At 44.2% G+C, this 24971-nt stretch carries 20 protein-coding genes, 2 tRNA genes and 1 pseudogene; 8 read left to right on the forward strand and 15 right to left on the reverse strand.

Features of this window, described 5'->3' with window-relative positions; all coding sequences use genetic code 11:
• The first annotated feature begins 123 nt into the window (after nt 1-123).
• The 5 genes from QUB30_RS11260 (at nt 124) to QUB30_RS11275 (ending at nt 3967) form a co-directional block, all read left to right on the forward strand.
• Nucleotides 124-1293 carry a pentapeptide repeat-containing protein gene (locus tag QUB30_RS11260; RefSeq protein WP_333333178.1) on the forward strand — a complete coding sequence of 390 codons (1170 nt, stop codon included), beginning with the start codon at nt 124-126 and terminating at the stop codon, nt 1291-1293.
• A gap of 43 nt (nt 1294-1336) precedes the next feature.
• A complete protein-coding gene (locus QUB30_RS11265) occupies nt 1337-1912 on the forward strand; it encodes a Uma2 family endonuclease (RefSeq protein WP_333333180.1) in 576 nt (191 codons plus the stop codon).
• Nucleotides 1913-1992: 80 nt separating this feature from the next.
• Complete coding sequence (locus QUB30_RS33805) at nt 1993-2367, forward strand: Uma2 family endonuclease (RefSeq protein WP_445300480.1); 375 nt, start codon at nt 1993-1995, stop codon at nt 2365-2367.
• Nucleotides 2368-2392: 25 nt separating this feature from the next.
• The gene (locus tag QUB30_RS33810) at nt 2393-2629 is read left to right on the forward strand and encodes a hypothetical protein (RefSeq protein ID WP_445300481.1); all 237 of its coding nucleotides are present in this window, start codon (nt 2393-2395) and stop codon (nt 2627-2629) included.
• Nucleotides 2630-2734: 105 nt separating this feature from the next.
• Nucleotides 2735-3967: a pentapeptide repeat-containing protein gene (locus QUB30_RS11275; protein ID WP_333333182.1), complete on the forward strand. Its 1233-nt coding sequence runs from the start codon at nt 2735-2737 to the stop codon at nt 3965-3967.
• A 52-nt stretch (nt 3968-4019) separates the two neighbouring features.
• Here QUB30_RS11275 and QUB30_RS11280 read toward each other — a convergent pair whose 3' ends face one another.
• From QUB30_RS11280 to QUB30_RS11345, 14 genes are all read right to left on the reverse strand, one after another.
• Nucleotides 4020-4238: a hypothetical protein gene (locus QUB30_RS11280; protein WP_333333184.1), complete on the reverse strand. Its 219-nt coding sequence runs from the start codon at nt 4236-4238 to the stop codon at nt 4020-4022.
• A gap of 217 nt (nt 4239-4455) precedes the next feature.
• Complete coding sequence (locus tag QUB30_RS11285) at nt 4456-4725, reverse strand: hypothetical protein (RefSeq protein ID WP_333333186.1); 270 nt, start codon at nt 4723-4725, stop codon at nt 4456-4458.
• 105 nt (nt 4726-4830) lie between these two features.
• Nucleotides 4831-5061, reverse strand: coding sequence for a hypothetical protein (locus tag QUB30_RS11290; RefSeq protein ID WP_333333188.1), 231 nt, complete (start codon nt 5059-5061; stop codon nt 4831-4833).
• Nucleotides 5054-6511: a CHASE3 domain-containing protein gene (locus QUB30_RS11295; protein WP_445300482.1), complete on the reverse strand. Its 1458-nt coding sequence runs from the start codon at nt 6509-6511 to the stop codon at nt 5054-5056. Before QUB30_RS11295 ends, QUB30_RS11290 begins: the two co-directional genes overlap by 8 nt.
• 713 nt (nt 6512-7224) lie before the next feature.
• Nucleotides 7225-7605: a response regulator gene (locus tag QUB30_RS11300; RefSeq protein ID WP_333333335.1), complete on the reverse strand. Its 381-nt coding sequence runs from the start codon at nt 7603-7605 to the stop codon at nt 7225-7227.
• 174 nt (nt 7606-7779) lie between these two features.
• On the reverse strand, nt 7780-8163 hold the full coding sequence (locus QUB30_RS11305; protein ID WP_333333192.1) for a hypothetical protein: 384 nt from the start codon (nt 8161-8163) through the stop codon (nt 7780-7782).
• Between the two features lie 116 nt (nt 8164-8279).
• On the reverse strand, nt 8280-8660 hold the full coding sequence (locus QUB30_RS11310) for a response regulator (RefSeq protein WP_333333194.1): 381 nt from the start codon (nt 8658-8660) through the stop codon (nt 8280-8282).
• Nucleotides 8661-8717: 57 nt separating this feature from the next.
• Nucleotides 8718-12152 carry a PAS domain S-box protein gene (locus QUB30_RS11315; protein WP_333333196.1) on the reverse strand — a complete coding sequence of 1145 codons (3435 nt, stop codon included), beginning with the start codon at nt 12150-12152 and terminating at the stop codon, nt 8718-8720.
• Nucleotides 12153-12226: 74 nt separating this feature from the next.
• Entirely contained in the window at nt 12227-14131 is a 1905-nt protein-coding gene (locus QUB30_RS11320; RefSeq protein ID WP_333333198.1) for a response regulator, read from the reverse strand.
• Between the two features lie 269 nt (nt 14132-14400).
• Entirely contained in the window at nt 14401-17736 is a 3336-nt protein-coding gene (gene dpdE / locus QUB30_RS11325) for a protein DpdE (protein WP_333333200.1), read from the reverse strand.
• 196 nt (nt 17737-17932) lie between these two features.
• Nucleotides 17933-18589, reverse strand: a complete 657-nt coding sequence (locus tag QUB30_RS11330) for a glutathione S-transferase (RefSeq protein ID WP_333333202.1) — start codon at nt 18587-18589, stop codon at nt 17933-17935.
• Nucleotides 18590-18847: 258 nt separating this feature from the next.
• On the reverse strand, nt 18848-19795 hold the full coding sequence (gene trhO, locus QUB30_RS11335; RefSeq protein WP_333333204.1) for an oxygen-dependent tRNA uridine(34) hydroxylase TrhO: 948 nt from the start codon (nt 19793-19795) through the stop codon (nt 18848-18850).
• A 54-nt stretch (nt 19796-19849) separates the two neighbouring features.
• Nucleotides 19850-19921, reverse strand: a tRNA-Gly gene (locus QUB30_RS11340).
• Nucleotides 19922-20197: 276 nt separating this feature from the next.
• A complete protein-coding gene (locus QUB30_RS11345) occupies nt 20198-22195 on the reverse strand; it encodes a calcium-binding protein (protein ID WP_333333205.1) in 1998 nt (665 codons plus the stop codon).
• A gap of 156 nt (nt 22196-22351) precedes the next feature.
• Between QUB30_RS11345 and QUB30_RS11350 the strand changes: the two are divergent.
• The 3 genes and pseudogenes from QUB30_RS11350 to QUB30_RS11360 all read left to right on the forward strand — a co-directional run bounded on the left by QUB30_RS11350 (nt 22352) and on the right by QUB30_RS11360 (nt 24738).
• Nucleotides 22352-23489: pseudogene (locus QUB30_RS11350) on the forward strand (IS4 family transposase).
• 187 nt (nt 23490-23676) lie between these two features.
• Complete coding sequence (locus QUB30_RS11355) at nt 23677-24156, forward strand: IS66 family transposase (RefSeq protein ID WP_333333207.1); 480 nt, start codon at nt 23677-23679, stop codon at nt 24154-24156.
• A 369-nt stretch (nt 24157-24525) separates the two neighbouring features.
• Nucleotides 24526-24738, forward strand: coding sequence for a hypothetical protein (locus QUB30_RS11360; protein WP_333333209.1), 213 nt, complete (start codon nt 24526-24528; stop codon nt 24736-24738).
• A 161-nt stretch (nt 24739-24899) separates the two neighbouring features.
• Here the strand turns inward: QUB30_RS11360 and QUB30_RS11365 are convergent.
• Nucleotides 24900-24970, reverse strand: a tRNA-Gly gene (locus QUB30_RS11365).
• Nucleotide 24971: the final 1 nt, after the last annotated feature.

Here is a 24971-nt window from a genome sequence, read left to right on the forward strand (position 1 = left end):
GACGTGAAAATACGGATGGGGAGAAAGGGAGTGCGTCATATCGCTTACCGATTACCGATTGCCGATTAGCAATTACCGCTGTGAGTCGATTAATATCAACTTTAGTTATTAACTAATTTTGACATGATGAGCGAACAAGCTAGCGAGCTAATCAAGCAGGGGATTTCGCAATATCAGGCGCGCCAATTTGAGGCGGCGCTGGATTCTTGGCAGGAAGCGCTGGCGCTGTATCGATCGAGGAACGATAAGCGGCGATCGGGTGCGGCGCTGGGTAATATAGGCGTAGCTTACGAAGCGCTGGGAAATTATGCTCAGGCGATCGACTGCTACCAGCAGCATTTGGTGTTAGCGCGGGAAATTGGGGATCGCCGGGGTGAGGCGAATGCTTTGGGAAATTTGGGCAATGCTTGCTGTGCTCTTGAGGATTTTTCTGGTGCTATTGATTACCAGCAGCAGCGTTTGGCGATCGCGCGGGACACGGGCGACGGGCGCTCTGAGCTCGAAACTTTGGGCAATTTGGCGCTAGCTTACGATGCTAAGGGAGATTTGCCTAGCGCGATCGAATGTTATCACCAGCAGTTGTCGATCGCGCGCGCCAGCAAGGACGATCGCATTGAGCGCAATGCTCTCAAGTATTTGAAGCTGGGTTACAAGTATTTAGCCGATTACCAGAAGGCTAACCAGTACCGACAGGAGCAATTGGCGATCGTCCGGGAACTGTTTTTAATTGATAAAAATAAGAGTTTTGTACAACTTGCAGAAACAGTTGGTTTGAATCCGATTGAGGATTTTGCTGGGGCTAATTTAAGTGGTTTTGACTTGCACTACGCTGATTTTAACGGTGCTGATTTGCGCGAAACCAACCTTCGAGGGGCAGATTTGACTTTGGCAGATCTCAGCGGTGCTTTGCTGAGCGCTGCTATTTTAATTGATGCTAATTTGTGCAATGCTAATTTGCGGGATGCTGAACTCAGCAGCGCCAATTTGAGCGGTGCTGATTTGCGGACAAAGCTGCCCCGGGCGAATTTGAGCGGTGCAAATTTAACCGGCGCAAATTTGAGCAGTGCTTATTTACCGAATGCTATTTTAGTAGATGCAAATTTGACAAATACTGATTTGAAGAATGCTGATTTAAGCGGTGTTAATTTGAGGGGTGCGAATTTAAACGGTGCTGATTTGAGCCGCGCTGATTTGAAAAATACGGTGGTTAAAAAGGCGAAGTTTTTTGGTTGTCTGGGAATTTCGGATGCCGTGAAGGTTGAATTGATGGCAGGGGGCGGGATTTTTGAGTAGAATTAATTGGAAAGGTTGGTAATTGTAGAGGGTAACAAAAGCTATGACTGCCGTAACTGCTAAACGATTCTCGATCGCAGAATATCACCGTTTGGGAGAACTGGGATTTTTCGCCCCCGATGAGCGAGTTGAATTGATTCGCGGAGAAATTATCATTATGGCTGCTAAAGGTAGGCTTCACTCTGTTTGCAACAGTCTTTTACTTGAGGAGTTAGTCATTTTACTGGCAAGACGCGCTCGCTTGCGCGTACAAGAGCCGATTATTTTGTCTGATGATAGCGAGCCAGAGCCTGATGTTGTGATTGCGCGCAATCGTGATGACAATTATTTGTCTTCTCACCCGGAGCCGGCTGATATCTTTTTGGTAATTGAGGTTTCAGATTTTACTTTGAAGTACGATCGCACAACTAAGTTAGCTCTCTATGCTGAACCTGGAATTTCTAATTGTTGGATATTTAATTTGGTTGATAATGAACTGGAAATGCACAGCGAACCTTATCAGAAACAAAACGGGAGTTATAGTTATCAATTGCAACGAGTTGTTTTGCCAAATCAGACGGTGGTAATTCCTGGTTTTCCAGAGTTGTCTCTAGATTTGTCTTTGGTATTTCCAGCCTAGGCTTCCTTCGATGATATAATGCAAAAGTGCGATGGCTACACCCCGGCTTGCGCCTGCGAACTCTTCACGAAAATAGCCCTATGACCGCTCAAACTCTCTCCCCACCCGAACAAATTGTCGAGCTATCGGGTATCAGTTGGCAAACTTACGAAACTTTGCTGCTCGAACTAGGGGATAGACAAATTAGATTGACATATAATCGCGGCAATCTTGAAATTAGGATACCTTCTCCAGAACACGAACGTTTCAAAACAATAATGGGTCGATTTGTTGAAACCTTAGCGGAAGAATTAGAGGTGAGAATTGAACCCCTTGGTTCCACAACTTTCAAACGTCCTGAACTTAGCGGTGCAGAACCGGATGAATGTTTTTACATTCAGAATATTAGTGCAGTTAAAGGCAAAAAAAGAATCGACCTGACTCAAGATCCGCCGCCGGATTTAGTAGGAAATTGACATTACCAGCCGTTCGGAAAATACCTTGCAGGTTTATGCGGATCTGGGAGTGCCGGAAGTTGGGATTTATAATGGATCGCGACTCAGAATCAACAGATTAGAAAATGGAGAATACCTTGAGGGCGAGATCAGTTTAGCATTTCCCAGCTTACCGATATTAGAGATTGTCAGATTTTTGGAACAAGCAGAAACAATGGACTATTTGGAATTAGTAAAAGCATTTCGGAATTGGGTGAAAAGCCAAATTCAGCAAGACCAATGAGTTGGGGATAAAATTAAACAAAATTTACAATTGTGTCAAAAAAAAAGCTGTGTTGTGATAAAATAGAGATGATAAACTAATTTAAATATCAATTACAGGCTGGTAGTGCCAGCAATTCTACCCGATATGCGATCGCTAGAGTCTCACAACAAATATCCAGATTGCTTGTGGATGCAATTAGAAGCAATTCCCGTTGCATCAGTTGCAGCCCAAACCCAGCAGCTCGACATTAACTTGAGCTTGAATTTTAACGAGCATTGGGAACCCCTGCTAGGTGGTCGCGTCAAATTTGGTCTGCAAGGCGGGACGCTAAAGCTCAATCTAGAAAACTGCGAAATTCCCGTAGCATCGCGTCAGTTAGTCGGTTCTTTCAAGCTTTCGCCAATAGAAGAAACGCAGCTTATTCAAAGCAGTTCAGAAGTTTTATTAACTGAAAATCTGCGGGGAGTTCGAGACAGCTATCATGCAGAAAAAATAAATGAAACTGACTGCACGTTTTGTCACATTTCCACAATAGGCGATGATACAACACCCGCTTGGATTTTTGCATTAGAACAGGGCAAATCAGTATTAAAAGGTTTGCTGAAAAGTGCTATGCTGGGAGAATTTACAGCCAAACAATTGCGTATCGCAGCGGCTTTTCAAGTTACGAAAGAAGATATTTATCTAACAGATGCGGAGGGTTTGTGGCCACACGATATCACGCCTAATCAACATTCGGTTTTAGAAAGAATCCTGACTGTATATCTGGAAAAAAATAAACTCCAACCGGCTATCAGTTGGGCGCTATTGTCCTACAATTTGCCTCCGGTTGAACAGCGCGAGGTGGAAATTGTCCCGGAAGCTGAATCGGAATTGCAGGAAATGGTCGATCGCATTATCTCCGCTGAAACCGACAACTTTGTGGAGTTGGCAAAAATTGCCAATCTCAATCCAGCACTGGATTTCGCGGGTAGTAGCTTGCGCGGAACCACTTTAAGTGCAGTGGATTTTAGCAGCGCAAATCTCGATCGGACAAATTTTCGAGGTGCAAACTTAAGCGATGTCGATTTCAGCGACGCCAACTTGCAAAATGCCAAATTCGGCGGTGCAGATTTGAGTGGCGCTTTCTTAGGAAATGCTGATTTAAGCTGCGCAGATTTGCACAAAGCAAGTCTAGCTTTAGCGAACCTTAGCGGTGCCAATTTGAGCGGCGCAAATCTGCTGGAAGTGAACTTAACAAATACTAATTTCAGCGGTGCGAATGTCGAGGCAGCCAGATTCGGGAACAATTCAGGAATGGATGAGGAGATGCAGGTGAATCTACAGCAGCGAGGCGCAATTTTTGAGGAGGTTTAGCCGATAAGTGCGAGATCCATTTTATTCATCCGCCTCCCTTGTGGCACGGGCCTCACGCCTGTGCGATGGAATTTAACCTTAAAACTACCGCCTCTGAAGAAAGTTGCTTCTTAATGCTTAACTCTGTAACTAAATTTATAGAGAGCGATGAACCGTAGCTGTTAAGAGGGTAAACAGGCATTTCTTGCCAACACTGACGGCAAAACCAGTATACTTGACTGTGGCGAACGTGACGCAGCAGTTGATTCGTGCAGCAAGGACAGCTTGTCATAAAAACCTCTTTTTTATCGAAAGTGTATTTGTCTCTTGTTGCCAAGTGCTGTAAGCTGGGTTGAAGCAGCAACTCTATGAATGTAGAGGTAAGAAGTAAAGATTTGGTAAAGAATACAAGGTTCTTAAGGAAGTGATGCAAATCGAAATATTTCGTATAAATAGCAATAACTGAGAGAAATTGTATCCAACAATCCCCAGATTCCCAGAGAGGATACTCAGTCTAAATCCCAACCCAACACCTTCGCAATCTCCACGGCAAGCATAGCTGGATCGAGAGGATTGACGATCGCTGCTGCAAGTTGAGATTTGTGGAACCAACTCTGTTGTAAATCTTGCCATTTGGCTTTGAGAGTTAGCAGCATAACCGGAATCCCTTGGGTTTCTGGTTGGCTTTTTAGTTGTTTTAGAAATAGCAATCCATCTATTTCGCCGAGAGAAACCTCCAAAATAATCGCATCTGGCTGATAGAAACTTGCTTGTCGCAAGCCTTATAAAGTCGAAGCCGCAACTTCGACTTTCCAACCTACCAAATCAATCAAGCAAGCCTGGATTACCTCCCTTATAGTCGGATTTTTGATTTTTCAGGGAACCTATGTCCAGAGTCCGAGCATCGCTCTTCTAGCAGGAAAATTGCAGGCAGAGTCCGGATCTGTGTTACCAGGCAATCCGATCGCCTTGGCTGTAGCGATGCGCTCGCCTGCGATTATTTTGACTTGGATGCCGGAGGTTTGACAAGCTTGGACGGCTGCGATCGCAATTGATGACTCAATGCTATCAATTGCTAGTCTGCTAGCCCAAAAAACTGAGCGCCATTTAGACAATTGAATTTAGATTTTGGGCTGCATCGTTCAATTGTTGAGTGCCTAATTTGGTTTGAGTAATACCACTAGCAGTTTCTTTTGCCGATAGATTGAGGCTGTTCATAGCATCGACTACTTGTTGAATGGCAACTGCCTGTTGTTGGGCAGTTAGAGAAATTTGTTGATTGTTCAATACGACATTGTTAACAGCCTTTGCCACTTCCGAAAAAGCTGCTGCCGTTTCTTGACTAATTTTGGTTCCTTCTTCTACTGTTTTAGTTCCTTCCATTGTCACCGTTACGGTGGAATTTATCGCATTCTTGATATCAGCAACCAGGTTGTTAATCTTCGCGGCAGATTTCTTACTTTGATCTGCTAGTTTGCGAATTTCTGTGGCTATGACAGTAAAACCTTTGGCGTTTTCGCCCGCCCGCACCGCTTCTACTGAGGCATTCAGTGCCAGCATATTCGTTTGATTGGCTAAATCTGTGACAGCACTAGAGATATTGCCAATCTGATTGGTTTGTTCGCTCAATTGCAGAATTTGTGCCGCGATCGCCCCGACATTTTCTTTCAATATTGCCATCGATTCCAGGGTTTGCTCCACTGCTAGTGTTCCCCTTTCAGCGATCTTTAAAGCTTGCCGTGCAGATTCAGCACCAGCTTGGGCTTGCTGGGCTGATTGTTGGGAAGCAGCGCCCAACTCATCCATTGTGATGGTAGTTTGATTTACAGAGCTAGATTGCTGTGTGGCCGTGCGTTCTTGCTGTTCAACTGTGGCCGCAATCTCTGTGGAAGAACTGGCGATCTTATTTGCTACCTGATTGATTGGTCGGATAATTTTATCAAAAACAAATAATACAATAAATGAACCCCATACTACAACAACAACCGTACCTGCTAGAGAAACATTCGTCGCTAATTGCTCCGACTGTTTTGCTATTTTTGTTCTTTGAAGCAGTAGATTATCTTCTAGCTTAAGCATTTCTGCCAGCTTATCCCTGATTTCATCCATAAATATCTTGCCTTTACCTGAAATCACCAAGGCTCTTAGTTCTGGTTCTTTTCCAGCTCTTTTCAGAGATATAGCTTCCGCTAATTCATCTAGTTTTTGCTGACCCAATTTTTCAACTTGCTCTAATCTTTTAACTTGTTCTGGATTATCTTTTATTAACTTTTTTGTCTCATTTGCTGTTCGCTCAAAGACGATTGTCCCCTTTTTGTAAGGTTCTAAAAATTCCTCCTTACCAGTGAATATAAACCCGCGCTGTCCTGTTTCAACATCCACTAAATTTTTTTCTAGGGCTTGCAAATTTGTCTTGACTACATAAGTGTGCGTTTGCCACTCAAAAGATTCTGCTAAATTATCCATGCTCAATTTAGTTGTAAATCCCATACTAATCATTAACAAAAAAATGGAGCTGAAGCCCAACGGAACTACTTTACTAAGCCGAATAATATTTTGCGACATTTAACTTTTTACTCCTTGATTAGTTGTTGACTTTTGCGTTGGAAGTTGCAGCGTCAATAATTTCCGGATCTTTTTCACCAAAGTAGTTATTTAATTCCTAATACTCATTCATAATTAATGCCCCTTTTTTGGTGTAAAAAATTTCCCGCGCTTCTTTTTGCTTTCCTTGCTTTACTAACTCAACCATTGACTCAGACAGATCGAGAAAAATCTGGTAAAACTTAATGTCGATCCAGCTATGCACGTCAAAGCCTTTAGGATTGATGGTGGTTTTACCTGCTGCGATTTTGTTGGATAAATCCTGTTTATTCGATTGTAGCGATAAATTGAGGAACGAAACTCAAACATCGTCAAAATTTCTCCCCCACTGTTCCCCTTGCCCACTATTCCTCTCGGGAGCATCTCATATTTGTAAAAACACTTCTTCTGGCTCCTTTCTTCTTCCTCTTTCCTCCTGCCTCAAAACTTAGATTTCTAGCTTGGCTGCAAAAGTGAGATGCTCCCGATTTTTGTGAATTAATAAAAGTCTTTTTGTACTCATACCAATAACTTGCAAACGCTTCATTTATTTTTTTAACAGCCTGTCAAATAGTAGCCCTGTCTGGGTTTTTGGCGGGCTTGTCACGCCCCCAGGGTGAGTTTGGGAAGCCTACCAATAGGGATATTAAGATTGTCAAGTCTTAAGAATCCTGCGTCTGCCATACCGGGGAGTATCAATCATTCCATCCCAATATCTCTGCCACTTTTCCCGGCAGGGTGGTGGCTTCAAATGGTTTGGGAATTACCCCAGCAACACCCATTTCGGCAAATTCACCCATATCCTTTGACAAAACTCTTGCTGTCAGCAGAATCACTGGAATCGATCGAGTAATGGGATCGGATTGGAGACGATCGTACACAGCAAACCCATCCATTCCCGGCATTGATATATCCAGCAAAATAGCGTTAGGTCGTTCTGTTTGTAGGATTTGTAAACATTCTTGTCCTGATTCGGCCACCAGGGTATTCCATCCCGCGAGGTCTTCCAGGCACAACTGTACCAGTTCGCGGAGGTGTTCTTGGTCATCAACGATGAGAATTTGTTTCCCTATCATCTTGTTTTCGGGCAGGAGACTGCCATCGTAATTAGCTACTTGCAAAGCGTTCATTTTTTTTGTTGATTATAAATTTATTTTTTGGTTGCCAATTGGGTCTCAAATACACATCTTTAAGCAATCGCTCAAAAATGTGTATTTGAGAGTTGAATCCGAACTTCTGATGCTCAACTCTCAACTCTTTAGCAAGCGAATTGTTAAATCATCCTGGTGTATTTTAGCCACATAGATTTCAGGATCTACGCGGTGGGGCAACGGGATCAGACTTTGAAATCCACTAGGAAGGAAATCACCTTCTACTCCAGCCACTTTGGTAGGTTGACATTGAATTAAAACAGTTTCGGGAGTGATTTGGAGATTCAATTTGACAAGATGAAGGTCAGCAATGTGAACTTTAAGGATAAGTGTCACATCCTTTTCTTGAATTTTAATGCCTGTGATCGGTGTTTCCTCTGTATGATCAATGCAAGGTGTGGATTGCTGACAACCAGTGGGCAAACCGGAAAATGAACCTGCGAGATCCTGATTTACATCATTCAAAGCCTGAAAAGCATTCATTGAGTCTCCTCCTAATGCAAAGAACTTTTAGCTGCATAACAGGAGACTAAATAGCAATGGTAAGGAATTGGTAAAGATTCCGTTATTGTTACAAAACTTCACAAAACTGGTGAAAGTTATTCAACCCATCCCAAAATCTCTGCTACTTCTGCCGTCAGGGTGATGGGTTCGATCGGTTTGGCAATTACCCCAGCTACCGCCATCTGGGCAAATTTAGCCCGATCGCTGGGCAAAACTTTCGCTGTCAGCAGAATCACTGGAATCGATCGGGTAATCGGATCGGACTGCAGGCGATCGTACACGGCAAACCCATCCATCCCCGGCATAGATACATCCAGCAAAATGGCGTTGGGTTGTTGTATTTGCAGTATTTGTAAACATTCCTCTCCCGATCCTGCCCCCACTGTTTTCCATCCGCCTAAATCTTCTAAGCAGGCCTGCACAAGTTCCCGAAGGTGTTCTTCATCGTCAACAACTAGAATTTGTCTGTCAGTCATGGGATTTTGGATTGGAGATTGTGGATTTGGGATTGATGGTACAGATGAATCTAAGCGTTATTCAATGGTGGGTAAGGGTAGAGTGAAGCAAAATGTGCTGCCTTCACCTAAGATACTTTCCGCCCAGATTTTGCCGCCATGCCGCTCAACAATACTGCGACAGATTGCTAAACCTAAACCGGTGCCTCCTTTTTCGCGGGAGTCGGAGGCATCAACTTGCTGAAATCGCCCAAAAATGAGTTCTAGTTTATCTGCTGGAATGCCTCGCCCGCCATCGCTAACTTGGAACAGCACAAAGCCTGTCTGGTTTTCGGCACTCAGATGAATTGTGGAATCGGCAGGTGAGAATTTAATGGCATTACTGAGCAAATTTGTTAAGGTTTGGACGATCGCATCTCTTGTTGCCCAGACTTCTGCATCTGTGGGGTTAACGATTAATGATATCTGCTGTTGAGTAGCGAGAGCCTGCATGCTATCTACTGCTTGCTGCATCAAATCGGCAGCTTTGCAAACGGTTTTCTCGACAATTGCCCGCCCGGAGTCGAGGCGCTCCAAATCTAAAATATCATTAACCAGATTCACTAATCGATTGGTATCGAGGAAGGCAATTTCAATCATGCGTTTAGATTTTTCCGGCTTTTTATCATAAACCCCACTTTTTATTAGTCCCAATGACATTTGAATTCCTGCCAAAGGAGTGCGAAGTTCATGGCTGACAATACCAATGAACTCATTTTTAATGTGTTCTAGCTTTTGTCGTTCGGTAATATCTTCCCCAATGCTGATAGTTCCAATGATGTTTCCCTCTGAATCTTGCAGCATGGTATTGTTCCAGGCAATAAATCGTTCCTCACCCGATTTGGTTAATATAAAATTTTGATAATACGGATGATAGTTATGGGCTAAAACTTCCGAAAAAATAACTTTAATCGATTCGTGAATAGAACGGGGTAAGAAGGTTTCAAACCAATTTTTTCCTAAAACTTCTGGGTGAGTATATCCCGTAATTTTTAAGAAAAAAGGATTAACGTAATTGACATTTCCCCCTATATCAAGCCCGACAACAATCAACTGCACGTTATCCAAGAGCGATCGCCAGCGTCGTTCGGCTTCCCGGATGGTGGCGTCGGCTTGCTGACGTTCTTGCAGTTCTAGCTTAAGTTGTCGGTAGAGTTTGGATTGCTGGATGGCGATCGACAATTGGCTGGCAATCTGTTCAAGTAATTCTATTTCCCAGGATTTCCATTGACGAGGTGCAGTATTTTGGTAGATAGCTAACAAACCCCAGAGCTTTTCTCTCAAAAATATCGGGAAAACTGCATAACTTTTTGCTTGCAATTGTTCCACTAGCTCGATATGACAGGGTTGAAGTTCAGAACAGTAAATATTATTAACCACAAAACTTTCATTATTTCGGAATCGACCGCCGTGAGTTTCTTGCAGATAGGTATCTACACAATTTTTTTGAAGATTGCTTCCTATCAGTTTTCTCCAATCCTCACCAACTGACTCGACGACAAAATCACCACTCCAATCAGGATTAAATCGGTAAATGGCAGTGCGATCACTTTGTAATGTCTGCCTGATTTCAGTAACAGCAGTATTTAGGACGGCATTCAGATCCAAAGATTGGCGAATCCCTTGAGTAATCCTCCAGAGCAAATTTTCCTTTCTAGATTTTTGTAGTAAGGCTGCTTCCGCCTCTTGTCGAACTTCTTCGAGGTGCTTCGCTACTGTGATATCTTGCTGAACGGCCACCAGAACATCGCCATAGTCGGAATGATTGAATACACAGCAAGTGGCACTACACCAAAATGGAGTTCCATCTTTCTTGACATTATGAACTTCATAGGTAAATTCACCCCTTTGTAAAACGGCAGACCGAATGGCTTGATTTACATCTTCAGGACTGACCGATTCGCTGCCATAGTTGACTATCGAAACGTGCTGACCGTTGAGTTCGCCAGAGTCATAGCCAAACATCTGCTCAAATTTAGGATTGGCATAGACAATTATTCCATTGTCGATTCTTACTAAGCAAATTCCTTCCGCCATGTTGCGGGTAATGACAGCCTGAAGCTCCAGCATTTGTTCGGCTTGTTTAAGTTTAGTCAGATCGCGCAGACTAACGATTACCCCTACAATATTTTCGCCTGCATCACGTAAAGGGATATAAGTAACGCTCAAAAATTGCCTGACTAAATTGGGAGAATCAAACCAGTTTTCATACTGAATTTTTTCTCCCGCCAAACATCTGTCTAACCGAGGTTTTATCCTGTTATCGAACACGTCAGCATCCAGGATATTTCTAACAGAATTTCCGATAACTTCGCTTTCAGATTTGTTGCACCAAGTCAAATAAGCTTGATTGACTATTTGATAAATATAGTTGCGATCCATCAACACAATCCCATCTGTTGTATTGAATACGATGCGTTCATATTGGCGGAGGGCTTCTTCAGTACGTTTGCGCTCGGTGATATCAAATACGCTAGAACGACTCATCATGAAGTTACCTGCTTCATCATAAATTGCTGTAGCATTTAAGTTGATCCACATGGGTTTTCCGTTTTTCTTCAACATCTGACACTCTAAATTCTCGACCCAGCCTTGTTTTTTAAATAAGGGAAAGTTTTGATAAAAAATATTTTTACTTTCAAGTGTCATTAAATCAACAAATTTCTTTTGGTTTACAATTTCATCGCGGGTATAGCCTAACCACTTCAGTTCCGTATCATTAATCATAATTATTGTTCCTGCTGCATCTAGGGAATGATACCCACAGGGAGCATTATTATATAGGTCTTCAACTTGATTGATATATTGTTGCAAGCTATGGTTGACTTCAGTGAGTTCGGCTGTCCGTTCTCTGACTCGTTGTTCGAGTTCAGTATTGAGTTGTTGTAAGGCAATTTCTACTTGTTGGCGCTCCCTCAGTTCCGTTTGTACTTGCTCAAATAAATCAGCTTGCTGAATGGCAATTCCAGCTTGAGTTGCTAGCTGTCGCATGAGTTCAATTTCTGATGATTGCCATTCGCGAGGTTCTGTACACTGATGGGCAATCAATAATCCCCAAAGTTCTTCTCCCTTAAGGATAGGAATAACCAGGCTAGCTGTAACGTGAAAATTGGGCAGGAATTCCCGGTGAGAAGTATCAATTTCGGCAGTATAAGTATCAGATTTAGAGGTGAATAAGCCTTGTTTGAAGGGTTCGATATAGCTTTCAGCAAAGCAAGGCTCCTGTATCTGAGTGGATAAGATTGATCTCCATTCTGAACCAACGGACTCTACCACCACCTTTCCGCTCCAGTCTGGAGCAAATTGGAAGATAATTACGCGATCGCATTGCAGAATGTTTCTGAGGTCCGTTACCGTAGTGTTGAGAATATCTTCTAGTTTGAGGGATGCGGAGAGAGCAAGTGCTGTTTTAGCCAGGACTTGCTGTGGCTGTTGTTGCCATTTCCTATAATTTTCATCAGTATGTTCTATCATTAATCTACTTACTTAATTACATTTTTTAGATTGAGGCAGAAACCGGGTTTTTAGCCCTCGTGCGTAAGTTTTATTTAAGTATTCCCAGGCTTAAGTAAAGGACGACTGCGCTTGATTCGGCTGAGTACCCGCGTGACTAATTCAGGCCCTAGTACCGGCTTGGTAATAAAATCATCGGCTCCCGCTGCAAAGGCTTGTTGGAGAGATTCTGGATCGGTATGGGCTGTCACCACCAAAATCGGTAAATTTTCCCATTGGATATCCTGTCGCACCACCTGACACAATTCTAAGCCGCTGACGATCGGCATTTCTAGATCCAGCACTACTAAATCGGGCTCAGTGCTAATTAACACCTCCCAAAATTGCTGTGGTTCTTTGAGAGTTGTCACCTCAAGTCCCCAAGGAGTCAGTAACGCTGATAATTTAACCAGCATCACAGGGTCATCATCTACGATTAAGACTTTGGCTTCTGAAGTTTTGGGACTGGGTAGAACACGGGCGATGGCTCGAAAAATTTGCTCGGTGGTTGCAGGTTTCTGGAGAAATTGCTTAGCACCTAAGCGCGATACAGCCAAGCGATCGGCAAGACTATCTCGTCCGGTAAAAACGATTATAGGAAGAGTAGGCGATCGCTCGGTCAGTTCTCGCAGTAGCGTCAATCCATCTTCCTCTGTCTCTGCAAAGCTTAAATCTAGTAACATCACATCGGGCATTGACAAAGCAAGACGCGATCGGGCATCATTAATATTCGGCGCAATTTTCATCCGCAATCCCCAAGCTTCGGATTCTACTTTCAATCGCTCCGTTAATGCAGCATCATCATCAACTACCAAAACCCGATAGTTAAAATTTGAAATAGTAGAAACTGGTGCAGCAGTTGATCTAATAGGTGTTTTGGCTAATTCCTTCTGTAATCCTGTCACTAATTCCGAGAAGCGGGTAATTTCCTCAGCAGTCAAAGAGCGATCGTTTCTTAGCAAATTCTCTGCTGAGCGTGCCAATTTCGAGCCTTCGGGATAACCAAAAGATCCCAGAGATCCGGCTAATTTATGAGCTTCATGTTTTGCCGCTTGCTGTAATTCTGTTGCTAAATTTCCTGCTAATAGAGCTGTTTTTGCCTGTTCCAATACAGCAATTTGTTGGTTGAATACTCCCCGAAACCGCTCTAACACTTTGTCGCTCTCAGACTTATCTATCCCGCGATATTGAGGTTTTTGGGTGCGCTGAATCCCAGGATTATTTGAACTAGATGACGCAGATTGGGGGTACGGTTTCAGTCGATAGCCCATGCCATAAACTGTTTCGATGATTTCTTCAGTTAAGCCACCGGCCTTCAATTTCTTTCTGAGATCCTTAATATGAGTGATAATAGCGCGATCGGTTGGCGCGTCATCAAATCCCCACAGACGATCCAAAATGGCACTGCGGCTAAAGATGCGATCGGGATTCCGCAGTAATAATTCCAGCAGATTATATTCGGTCGCTGTCAGTGAAATTATTTTTTCGCAAAATGTCACTCTACCAGAATCCAAATCTAAACAAAGATCTCCCCAAGTCAATGTATTAGTCGCTGAATTCTGAGTAGAAACTCCTGGGGAAAGTGCTTTACTGCGTCGCAATAAAGTTCGGATTCTTGCCAGTAATACTTCCGTAGCAAAAGGCTTGCTGATGTAATCATCGGCTCCCGCATCGAAAAGAGCCACCACCCCCGCATCTGAATCCTTTGCCGTGATTAACAGGATCGGTTTGCAGTAGCCTTGCGATCGCAGTTGCCGACATAGACTAATTCCATCTAGTTTGGCAACCTGCACGTCTAACAAAATCAGGTCATACTCAATTGCTGCTGCCAAGTCTAGGCCCGCTTGTCCATCATTTGCCCGATCGAACCCGTAATGATTTGCTTCCAACACCTTGGCCAGTGTTGCACTCAGCCCTCCATCGTCCTCTACGAGCAGAATTTTTATCGGAGACTTCTTCATTTTGGCAGTGCGGTTCAATTTCCATGCGATCGAAGCACTTTGATGTCAGGTCGAACTGTGGCTTTTAACTAAATTAATGCTACTCATTACTACTGCTTTTATCTTACCATTTTTGCAGTCCCATAATCTAAAAATAGCTGTCACTTCCGCAGTTTAGATAAGACTGATCCCCCATCTATCCATCTGCGTTCATCCCCGTTTATCCGCCTGCATCTGCGGTTCAAAAAGAGCGATCGCCTCCAAAAAGAGCGATCGCCCTCCCAAACAAATTATCCTTCATCCTCCGACTTTACAGGAGGACGCCCAGAAATCACAATAAATCCCACAGACTCAAGAGTCATGTGCGGGCGACGAATACCAGCTAAAACCGCTTCACTCAACAAACTTTCGGTATTGATTTCCTCAGCTAAAACCGATTCTAAAAGTTGTTCGGATTTAGAAAGTCGATTCAAGCGCAATTGCAATTGATTCACCCGGTTTTCGAGTTGGATAGCAGCAGTGACAGCGAAACTATCGCACATTTCCACAAAAGCCGATCGCCCGCGCAGCAATTCCTCCGATACCACCCGTCCCTTTTGACAAAAATCATCCCATTCTAGCGGATCGACAAAACTGTCAATCAGCGACGTGCGATTTTTCGACAAATTGTAATCCCGATTCGGCCCGCCTTTCCCCTTATAAGCCCGCTGCAAAATCGCCAGAAGTTCCGCATCCTCCACCAGTGACATTTCTTCGCTGCGAGCATCTACAAACACAGTTTCAAAAATTGGCAGAAACAGAGCATCAGCGCGGCGCTGCAAAGCTTTCAAGTTGTAATTTTCGATGTTTTGTGCTTGCAAAACTTGCTCGGCAGGCTGCACATCAGTCTGGATTGAATAATTAAACTGAAAGCCGAACCACTCCTTCCCAGGTGCAGCATCCCAACTTTCATCATGCCGCCACATGGCAAAAGCTTGACCGCGATCGTCCCAGCGAATATAAGAGCCAAGTGCATCGATCAATCCCTCACCAATGCGGTAAAGAGCCACATCAGCATTCTGATAAGCAATGCGGCGATTGTAACTGCCATATTGCTGGCAATAAGGAACCAATCTGGTCATCAAATCGTTCGATGGAATTAACGTTTTTTGAGTAGGTTTATAGCGCATCAACCCCGATATACTCGGATGTTCGATTTGTTTGAAGTGAAGAGCTTGACACAACCAACCTTCAGTAGCCCGCTGCATTTCTTTATGCTTAGCATCGCAGTTATCGAGAGATTCAAAATACTGAGATGCACTGTCATCAAGAGTATCAATTTCATCGAGAACGTACTGTTCATCAATTTTGATTTTCTCTTGTTCGATTTCAGTTTTAATCGCTTCAATTTCGCTGGATAAGCCCTTGCCTCCCTCAGCAAACAACTTTTCTTCAAGTTTGAGAAGTTTTTCCTCAGCATAAAACTGAAGGCTGGCAATAGATTTGTTGAAAATATCAAACCCATCTTTTAAAACTTGAAACCAAGCTTCGTGGGGACTCTCTGGCAAATCCGGGCCTGCAAACAAACAAAATTGCACTCCCATTTTGCTGCCAATGCGATCGACTCTGCCGAGTCTTTGTTCTAACTGATGGGGAAACCACGGCAAATCGAAGTGAACTAACCAATCTGTCACTTGTAGATTTACCCCTACTTCCGCCGAGCGATCGCACACTAAGATAAAACAATGCGGTTCAGTCTTAAACCGCTTGAGACTAGCCTCCACATCATCAGCCGATTTGCTCGTCTCATGGCTGGCGATCGCATTTTTACCAAAGATTTTAGCTAAATTTTCCGCAATCTCTTTACAAGTTGCCGTAAAACTGGTAAAAATCACAATTTTCGGGAAACGCTCGCCCGGAATCGGTCGTTTAATTTGCTGTTGAATTCTCGACAGCAAATCGCGAGGATTGCTGTGATACTCGCGCGGAACCTTCAAAGCCACTGCGAGAAATCGGAGAATCGCGATTCGTAACAAACTCAGTCGATCTAGTCCTTCCTGGGGCTTTTGCAGGGTGTTGAGCAAGGTTTCCAGCATTTCCCTTTCTTCTGGAAACAGCGCCGTTTTTGTCAAAATTGCCGTGTCATTTTGTCCAAATTCGCGATCGAGTTCTGGAGTCGCTTTTTTCTGCAAACGAGCTTTGACAACCCGTTCTAAAACATTCAGCCAAGTACCAGAAGCGCGGAAAAACAGCAGAAAAATTCTCTGATATTCGCTCGACTTGGGAGCGACTGTGCGCCATTTATCGAGTACGGTTTGAATTTCCGACCACTGTTCATCATTCAGATCGTACTCAGTTTTGGGGACAGCATCTCGATCGAAAATCACATCTTCAACCGCATCGCGGCGGTTGCGAAGGATGCGGCGATGCAGGCGGTAAGTATCGCTAACGTGAGTGCGAATAGTTCGGACAAGCCGAGCCTGTTCAGCGGTTTCTTTCGTTTTCAAACAACTTTCTAACTCTGTTGCTAATCCGATTAAATAATCATCTTTGGCAAAAATAGTGCGAAGTTGAGCGAGTTTAGTTTGCAAAACAGCAGGCTTGGCCTTTTCTCGGAAATCCAGCAAAGCGCGGCCGATTTCTTGACGGTTTTGCACCTGTTCTTTGAAGCTTTCCAGGTCATCAAGACGGTAAGTTGTCGGATCTAGCAAGTGCAGCATCGTTAGAAAATCTTGCTCGCGGCCGAGAACTGGCGTTGCAGATAATAACAATACATTTTTGCTTTTCTGAGCTAGTTTCTGACAGAGTTCAAACGACTGCTGCTGAGCGCGATCGCTCGAATGTGCCATTGCAGCCACATCATGCGCTTCATCAACAATCAGAAAATCTAGGTTGGCGTTGCGGCTAATTTGATTGATGTCGCTAACAGCCACAAGCTGCACTCGCTCAGCAAAATGAGACAAATAGAATTTATTTTCCAACTCCTGCCGCCACTGTTCGAGCAAGTATTTCGGAACCAGCACCACCGCGCGTCCGTTGGGTTCATCTAGCAGAAATTGGCGGAGAATTGTGCCAGCTTCTACTGTTTTTCCCAGTCCTGGTTCGTCGGCTAATAAATAGCGCACGATTGGGTCTTCTAGGACGCGCCGGACGACTTCAACTTGGTGCGGGTAGAGGTCTATGTTAGCAGAAATTAAACCGGTCATGCCACGGCTGACGGCGCGCTGTTCGATCGCAGATTGAACGAATGCCAATCGGCGATCGTGAAAATACGGCGTTTCTTGGCCTTTGACTGCTAAAATGTCGATCGGATCGGCGATCGGGATATTGCAGCGAACGTAAAGTTCGGTTTCAACAGCTTGCAAACTTTGGCTGTCGGGCAGGTCAATTTCGTACTCTAATTTATCTTCATCCCAGTCATAAACTCGACCGATAATCCATCTTTCCTGAGTTGTACTCCAGAGGTAGCAGCGGGTTTGGCGCTGAAGTCTGGCTTCTTGCAGCAAACCCAAGGCTACAGTTTTGCGGATGCGGTTTTTAACTGAGCAAAAATATTCAACTACGGCATCAGTACGCGATACCTCAACAACTTTTCCGACTCCCAAATCGTTTCTGGGCGATCGAACTAACGAACCAACATCAATCATAGTTTTAGCCTGACAATACTTACTAGAATACAGTAAATCCTTTCACCTTAAAAAAAATAGCAAGATGCGATTTCCGCCTGCGTCACTTTTTTAATCAAATGACAGTCAATCTGCTATTCGGAAAACAATAAGTTTAGCATGGTAACTAACCTTGTGGGATTCAATAAATATGCGGGCAACGAATAAGAATACCTACTTACGATCGAGGAAAAACAACGCCTGCATTACCGGATTCCCATTTCGGGTATTTCTGCATCACACTGCTATAAATTTGAGAGTCTGTGAACGCTGCTAACCAAGCTTGTAGCGGAGGCCAAGGCTGTTCGTTAAACCAAGCTCGATCGGTATGAGCGAATTGACGAACAAAAGGTGCGATCGCCATATCAGCCAATGCTACATTGTTACCAAATAAATATTTAGTGGCGCTTAACTGTGCATTGAGTTTGTCGAGAAATAAAGAACCTTCATAGCGATGTACTTGGGCATCAACACCGGGATAGCGATCGGGGTACTTATAACGGTCAAGATGATATTTAAATCTATCATCAAATAGAGCGATTAATTCCAGCATTTCTGTAACAGAACCTTGCTGTGGCATCAACCATTTTTCAGGATCGTGTTGTCTCAATGCCCACAACATAATATCGATACTTTGATCGAGTACGCGCCCGTCAACATCAATCAATATTGGTACTGTACCTTTGGCAGATACCTCCAACATCTCTTGTGGTTTGTCTCGTAAAACAACTTCCCGCAACTCACACACCCGATTGCTAACCATTAAGGCCAAGCGCGCGCGCATAGCATAGGGACAGCGGCGAAAGGAATACAAAATCGGGTATTTTGCTGACATATAATATCAATTCCGGTTGCACCGGAATTATTGTTGACTGTTGACTGTTGACTGTTGACGGGCGGGTAGATAAACTGAATGGTTGAGTGTTAACTGTTGACTCGATTTTATTATCCCGATGCAACCGGAAACGATATAATTAGTCGATCGCGCGATCGGGTTTTTCGGGTCAGAAACCCCGTTTCTTCGTATATTTCTCGTCGCTAAACAAGATTTTTCGTAGAAACGGGGTTTCTTTAAGCTTAGTGAATAATCATATTAGTCGATCGCACCATCTACTTTTTCCTTCGCATCGTAGCGCGCGCCTATATGTACTTGGTTGCGACGCTTAGCAAGCTGAATCTGACGTTGACGTTCAGATAAACCTTGTTTTTTGGTTTCAGTTTTGGAGTCATGACAATGAGGACAACTCACACCAAGTACAAATAATTCCGAAGCCTTATCTTCCTGACTAATCGGGTGACGACAACCGCGACAAAGTTCATAATTACCCGACTTTAACCCATGACCAACAGAAACCCGTTCATCAAAGACAAAACATTCACCTTCCCAACGACTTTCTGCTTCCGGCACCGTTTCCAAATATTTTAAAATTCCGCCTTCGAGATGATAGACTTCATCAAAACCTTGAGTACGCAAAAAAGCAGTAGATTTCTCGCAGCGAATACCACCCGTGCAAAACATTGCCACCTTGGGTTTATTGCGTAAAGCAGTTTCCCGCAGCACCCATTCAGGTAATTCGGAAAAGCTTTTTGTTTTTGGATTAATAGCGCCTTCAAAAGTACCCATAGATACCTCGAAGTCGTTACGAACATCAACCACGACAACATCGGGATCGTCAAGCAGCTTATTCCACTCATCAGGCTTAACATATTTGCCAGCCATGAGGCGGGGATTAATGTCCGGTACCCCCATCGTGACGATTTCGCGCTTCAAGCGTATTTTCAATCGATAAAAAGGTGCTTTTTCCGAGAAAGATTCCTTGTGCACCAGATCCGCAAAACGCGAGTCACTACGCAAGAATGCCAGCACTGCGTGTACGCCCTCGGACGAGCCAGCAATAGTGCCATTGATGCCTTCTTCGGCCAGCAAGATAGTGCCTTTGACGTTGTTGTTGTTGCAACAATCGAGTAGGGGTGCTTTCAGGTCGGCAAAATCCGGTAGTTCAACGAACTTATATAAAGCAGCGGTTAAGAAATAAGCCATAGATTGAATTGATAGCACTAATTAATTTTCATAATTATATGAAAATTCAGTCAAAGCGGACGGTGGGACTCGAACCCACGACGTTCAGCATGGGAAGCTGACATTCTACCACTGAATTACGCCCGCGCTTAGTGTTTTTTACCTGCTTTTACCTTCTTTGACTTTGGAGGCGACGCGGTAAAAAATGACTAGAAAAACATTGTACAACTATTTTCTGATTTTGAGTATAGCATTTTGACAATCAATTTTGGGCGACAGCCGATCGCCCCTCCACCCGACAAAAAAGTCCTGCACCAAAGGCAGGACTTAATCTAACTTAAATTTCTTAGTATCTTAGAGAGGGACTTTGTTTGACTCTTAAGCGGTTTCAACCGCCGATCGAGGGGGCTCAAGACTTTACCCTTAGACGAAGCGCAAAGAGTTGCTGTCAATAGCCAGGAAAGAAACTGATTGGACGATCGCAATCAATTCCTCCGAGCTCCCACTCTTCTTGAAAATAGCGGTACCAGCAGGCAACCCTGTCGGAGAAGCACCTAACTGGTAAGTGCTAGGAGCACCTTGAAGTTGGAGGATATCTTCAGTCGGGTTGAAACCGACAATCAAAGCGTAGTCGCCTGCGCCAGTGGCGGTATCGTTGCCATCGTTGTAGTAGAACTTGGTGGCATCTCCCAGCAAGAAAGTATCATTGCCTTCTGCGCCAATCAGGGTATCGACTTCGCCCAGTCCAGAATTAGCAGCAGTGCCGTCAACGCCACTCAAAATGTCGTTGCCTTCTTTGGCATAGAGGAAATCGTTGCCAGTACCGCCCAGCAAAGCATCGTTATTTTCACCGCCGTAAAGGCTGTCGTTACCAGCGTCGCCGGCTAAAGTATTGTTGCCTAGATCGCCGCTGATGGCATCGTTACCGTCGCCACCATACAAGAAGTCGTCACCTTTTCCTCCTAACTCGCTATCGTTACCGTCGCCTCCAATCACCGTGTCATTACCGTCGTTGCCAAATAAAAGATCGTTGCCGTCGTCGCCAAATAAGGCGTCGTCTCCTTTGCCTCCGAAGAATGTGTTGTTTTCGCTGTTGCCGATTAAAGTGTCGTTGCCTTTGTTGCCGTAGACGGGACTGTTAGCGTCGATCGCAATAATCACGTCATTGCTGTTGCTGCCGATATTCCCTGACGCTGAGCCTGTCGGTGTGGGCGCGTTTGTGAGTGTGAGTGCGATCGGAAGTGCGATCGTCACAGGCGGTGCGGGAGTGAAAACGGGTGTAGGTGTTGTAGCCGGTGTGGGCGTCGTAGCCGATGTGGGTATCGGTGTGGGTGGCGGCGGGGTGGGTGCAACTGGTGTTGGCACGGTGGGTGTTGGCGCGGTGGGTGTCGGCGCGGTGGGTGTTGGCGCGGTGGGTGTCGGCGCGGTGGGTGAGTCTGGTAAATTAGCAGCCAGAATGTCGCTACCAGAGAGGTTGTCGATGGTTTCGATCAAACCCGCACCCGCGAGGGTTGGGGATGCACCGAAAAAGTCTAAAATCACCAAGTCATCTGCTGCTTTGGCTATCCCGTCTTTGTTGATATCAACTACCAGACTGGTACCTTGCCGCCCTAAGCCCAGAGTGCCTGGTGACAAAGATAGGGAAAGGTTTGTGTCGGTGCCGAAACTTATCCGCACATTATCGATGCCACCGGTGTCCTGAATCTGACTCGGCTTGCTGGTGGATGGATTATATAAATCGTTACCTGCACCACCTCGCAGCACATCAGTGCCTTGATTACTACTGAGGTAGGAATTGAGCGCATCATCACCTCCACCCCCTTCTAAAGTGCTGTTGGAACTACCTACACCGGTATAGAAGATATCATTGCCATCTCCCCCTAACAAGAGGCCGCCACCATCCAAGATATCATCGCCCGCACCTCCATCCAGGGTGCTATTGTTGCTGCCGCCAAGGATGTCGTCATTTCCTGCACCCCCGCTGAGGCTGTTAGTACCGGCATTGCCCTTGATGGTGTCGTTGTCGGCACCGCCATCCAGCGTGTCATTGCCGTCGCCACCAAAGAGGCTGTCATTCCCCCCACCACCACTGAGGTTGTTATCTCCTGCACCGCCAAGCAAAGTGTCGCCACCATCTGAGCCAGCGAGGGTGTCATTGCCTTCTAAGCCTGAGATGTTGTCATTACCGACAGTGCCTATGAGGTTATCGTTGCCGGGAGTACCTGTGGTTACATTGAGTCCGCCTGCTACCGTAGCCTCAGTGAGATTGGCAGCGAGGATTGCTGTACCAGAGAGGTTATTAATAGTTTCGATTAAGCCTGCACCTCCGACATTCGGCGATGCACCGAAAAAGTCTAAAATCACCAAGTCATCGGCAGGCTTTGCTATCCCGTCTCCGTTAATGTCAATCAGCAGGCTCAATACGGTTTACTTAAGGTCGAACAAGTGATAAACTATATATGATATACAAAAAGTAAATCAAGTATAGTGCCGTACAAAAAATTATTATTAGAATCTCCCAAGCTCAAAAGTAGCGAGGTATTCAAAGCAATAGAGGTAGCAATTCCATCAACAGAAATAGAAGCAGCTATTCTCAAAGCAAAAGCCAAAGAAAAACGGCATCGTGGGCTACTATCACAACTGGTAGTGTGTCTAATCATAGCAATGAGCTTATGGTCAAAAGACTCAATGCGGGACGTACTAAAAAATCTGATTGATGGACTTAATGAAGTCTGGTTGAAAACTGGTAAATTCTGGAAAACTCCCTGCAAGGCAGCTATTACTAAAGCCAGAAAAAGATTAGGGCTTTCTGTAATGAGCCAGTTATTTCATCAGTTGGTACGACCAATGGCTACAACTGAAACAGTGGGAGCTTTTCTGAATGGATTGAGAGTTGTAGCAATAGATGGAACCTGCTTAAACATCCCAGACAGTGACGAAAATGCCAGAGTTTTTGGCCGTCCAGGTAGCCGTCCAGGTACAAGAGCTGCTTTTCCCTTTCGCTAGATTAGTTATTTTATTAGAAGCAGGAACACACTTAATATTTGATGCTTTAATATGCCCATACAAGATGGGAGAAAGAGTCAGAGCATTAAGGTTATGGAGCTCAGTTACTGAAGAAATGTTGTTAATGTGGGATAGAGGCTTGCATTCATATGCGATGGTGTCAGCCACGCTCAGCAAGGGTTCTAACTATTTAGGACGAATTCCGTCAAATGTTAAATTCCTCAACGAAACACAACTAGAAGATGGTTCTTACTTAAGTTTTATTAATCCCCCAGGCCAATTCAGAAAAAAAGGATTTAAACCAATCCAAATTAGAGTAATTGAGTACAGGATTGAAAACTTAAACGACCCAACAGCAGAAATTAAGTATCGTTTAATTACAAGTTTATTGGACTCTCAAAAATTTCCGGCAAAGTTATTAGCAGCCGAATATCATCTACGTTGGGAAGTGGAAAATACAATTGATGAATTCAAAGTACATCTCGGGGAAAGAAAAACTCATGTTCGCTCTCAAAGACCAAGAGAAGTAGTACAAGAAATTTATGGCCTATTATTAGGACATTGGGCTGTGCGGTCATTAATTTGTCAAACAGCGCATAGTGCAGAAATTTCCCCATTAAGTATTTCTTTCACGGGTACATTACGAGTTATTCGTCGTGCTGTTCCAAGATTTCAGCGATTAGAATCACAGGAAATCCCTTTTTTTTAACTTGGCTGAATTTGGAGATCCTTGATGCAACTTTGCCGCCAAGAGTGAGCGAGAAACAACCCAAGAGTTGTCAAAAAACCTGTTTCAAAGTTTAAATCCAAAAAAGTCAAACACAGAGGTACTGGAATAAAAACTAATCCTCCTATTTTTAAAATCTTAAAGCCTCCTAAGCCTTAAGTAAACCGTATTGGGCCATGGTAACAACACAGTAGTTGCGTCTGCGTTCTTGGATTTAATTGATGAGGCATTCCGACAACATCGAAAATGGCGCTCCCACCCTGAAGAACTCGATTATCATGCTTGGGCGAAGGACTTTAAGACCAGACTGGCAGCTTTGTTAAATACTTGGCAAGGTCTTGTTGGTCATGCTGCGGGACTTTTACTGCGCTCGTTACGTGAGAAAGCGCACCAATGGTGGTATTTTTTAGACCACCCATCCATTCCTCCTGACAATAATTTAGCGGAACGTTCTCTACGATTAGCCGTGACTAAACGTAAGGTATCTGGTGGTTCCCGCTCGATGTTTCGGTTTGAACAAACTGCTGATTTGTTATCAGTGATTCAGACTTGTCGGTTTCAAGGTAAAAGTGCAATGGCTTTTTTCCGTAAGGCTATATCTGCCCATTATTGTAACTTTTTCATGCCTTCTCTTGTTCCCCAATCTTAGACCTGAATCCTTACGTTTGTTCCTCGAAGTTGCTGCTGCCCAATTTCGGCAACAATGACCAGTACAATGGAATTGCTCTTCGCTCCCAGATTAAGCTAACCATGAACAGATTAATACAGCCCCATTGACTGCGATCAATTGATCTTGATAAGCGAGTACCAACCGGGCAATAAGTGGTCAACCAATAAGTAATTAATGGAAACCAAATTAATTCGATTGTTAAGTGAGGTAAATCTAAAAATTTTTGTAATTTACGTCGCCGACTTTCGGCTGTAATTAGACAGGGAAATACTCGGGAGAGCCGCTCTAATCTCACTTGTTTTTCTGATTGCATCAAGGATAGCAAAATTGTCATCACCAAAAACTGAGATGGCGTCAGGTGTTTTTGTAAATGAGTCTGGTAGAATCTTGGTATCATTATTTTTTTGGATAGGCAAGCGTGTAACAACTCTGCTGCCTATCTTTTTTTACCACAAGTTGGCTCAATCCTTACTAAATATGGGTTTGGGGCGGGTCGTCACCCCCCCAGGTGATGTAGAAGCTATTTTGGGGCTGCTGGCAGAAGAGAACGGCTTAAACTAAGTGGGGGAGAGGATTGTATCCAATTTGTATCCAAACGAGGCAAATTGTATTCAATTTGTATTCAATTTCTAGTCAACTTGACCCATCACAAACCCCAAAAATCAGCAATAAAAAACCTCAAACCGTTGATTTCTCAAGGGTTCTAGGTTCTTATAGACGCAAGCGGGCAGCGGGAATCGAACCCGCATAGTTAGCTTGGAAGGCTAAAGTTTTACCACTAAACTATGCCCGCG

This window comes from Microcoleus sp. BROC3 (assembly GCF_036702515.1).
In the GTDB taxonomy this organism is placed as follows: domain Bacteria; phylum Cyanobacteriota; class Cyanobacteriia; order Cyanobacteriales; family Microcoleaceae; genus Microcoleus.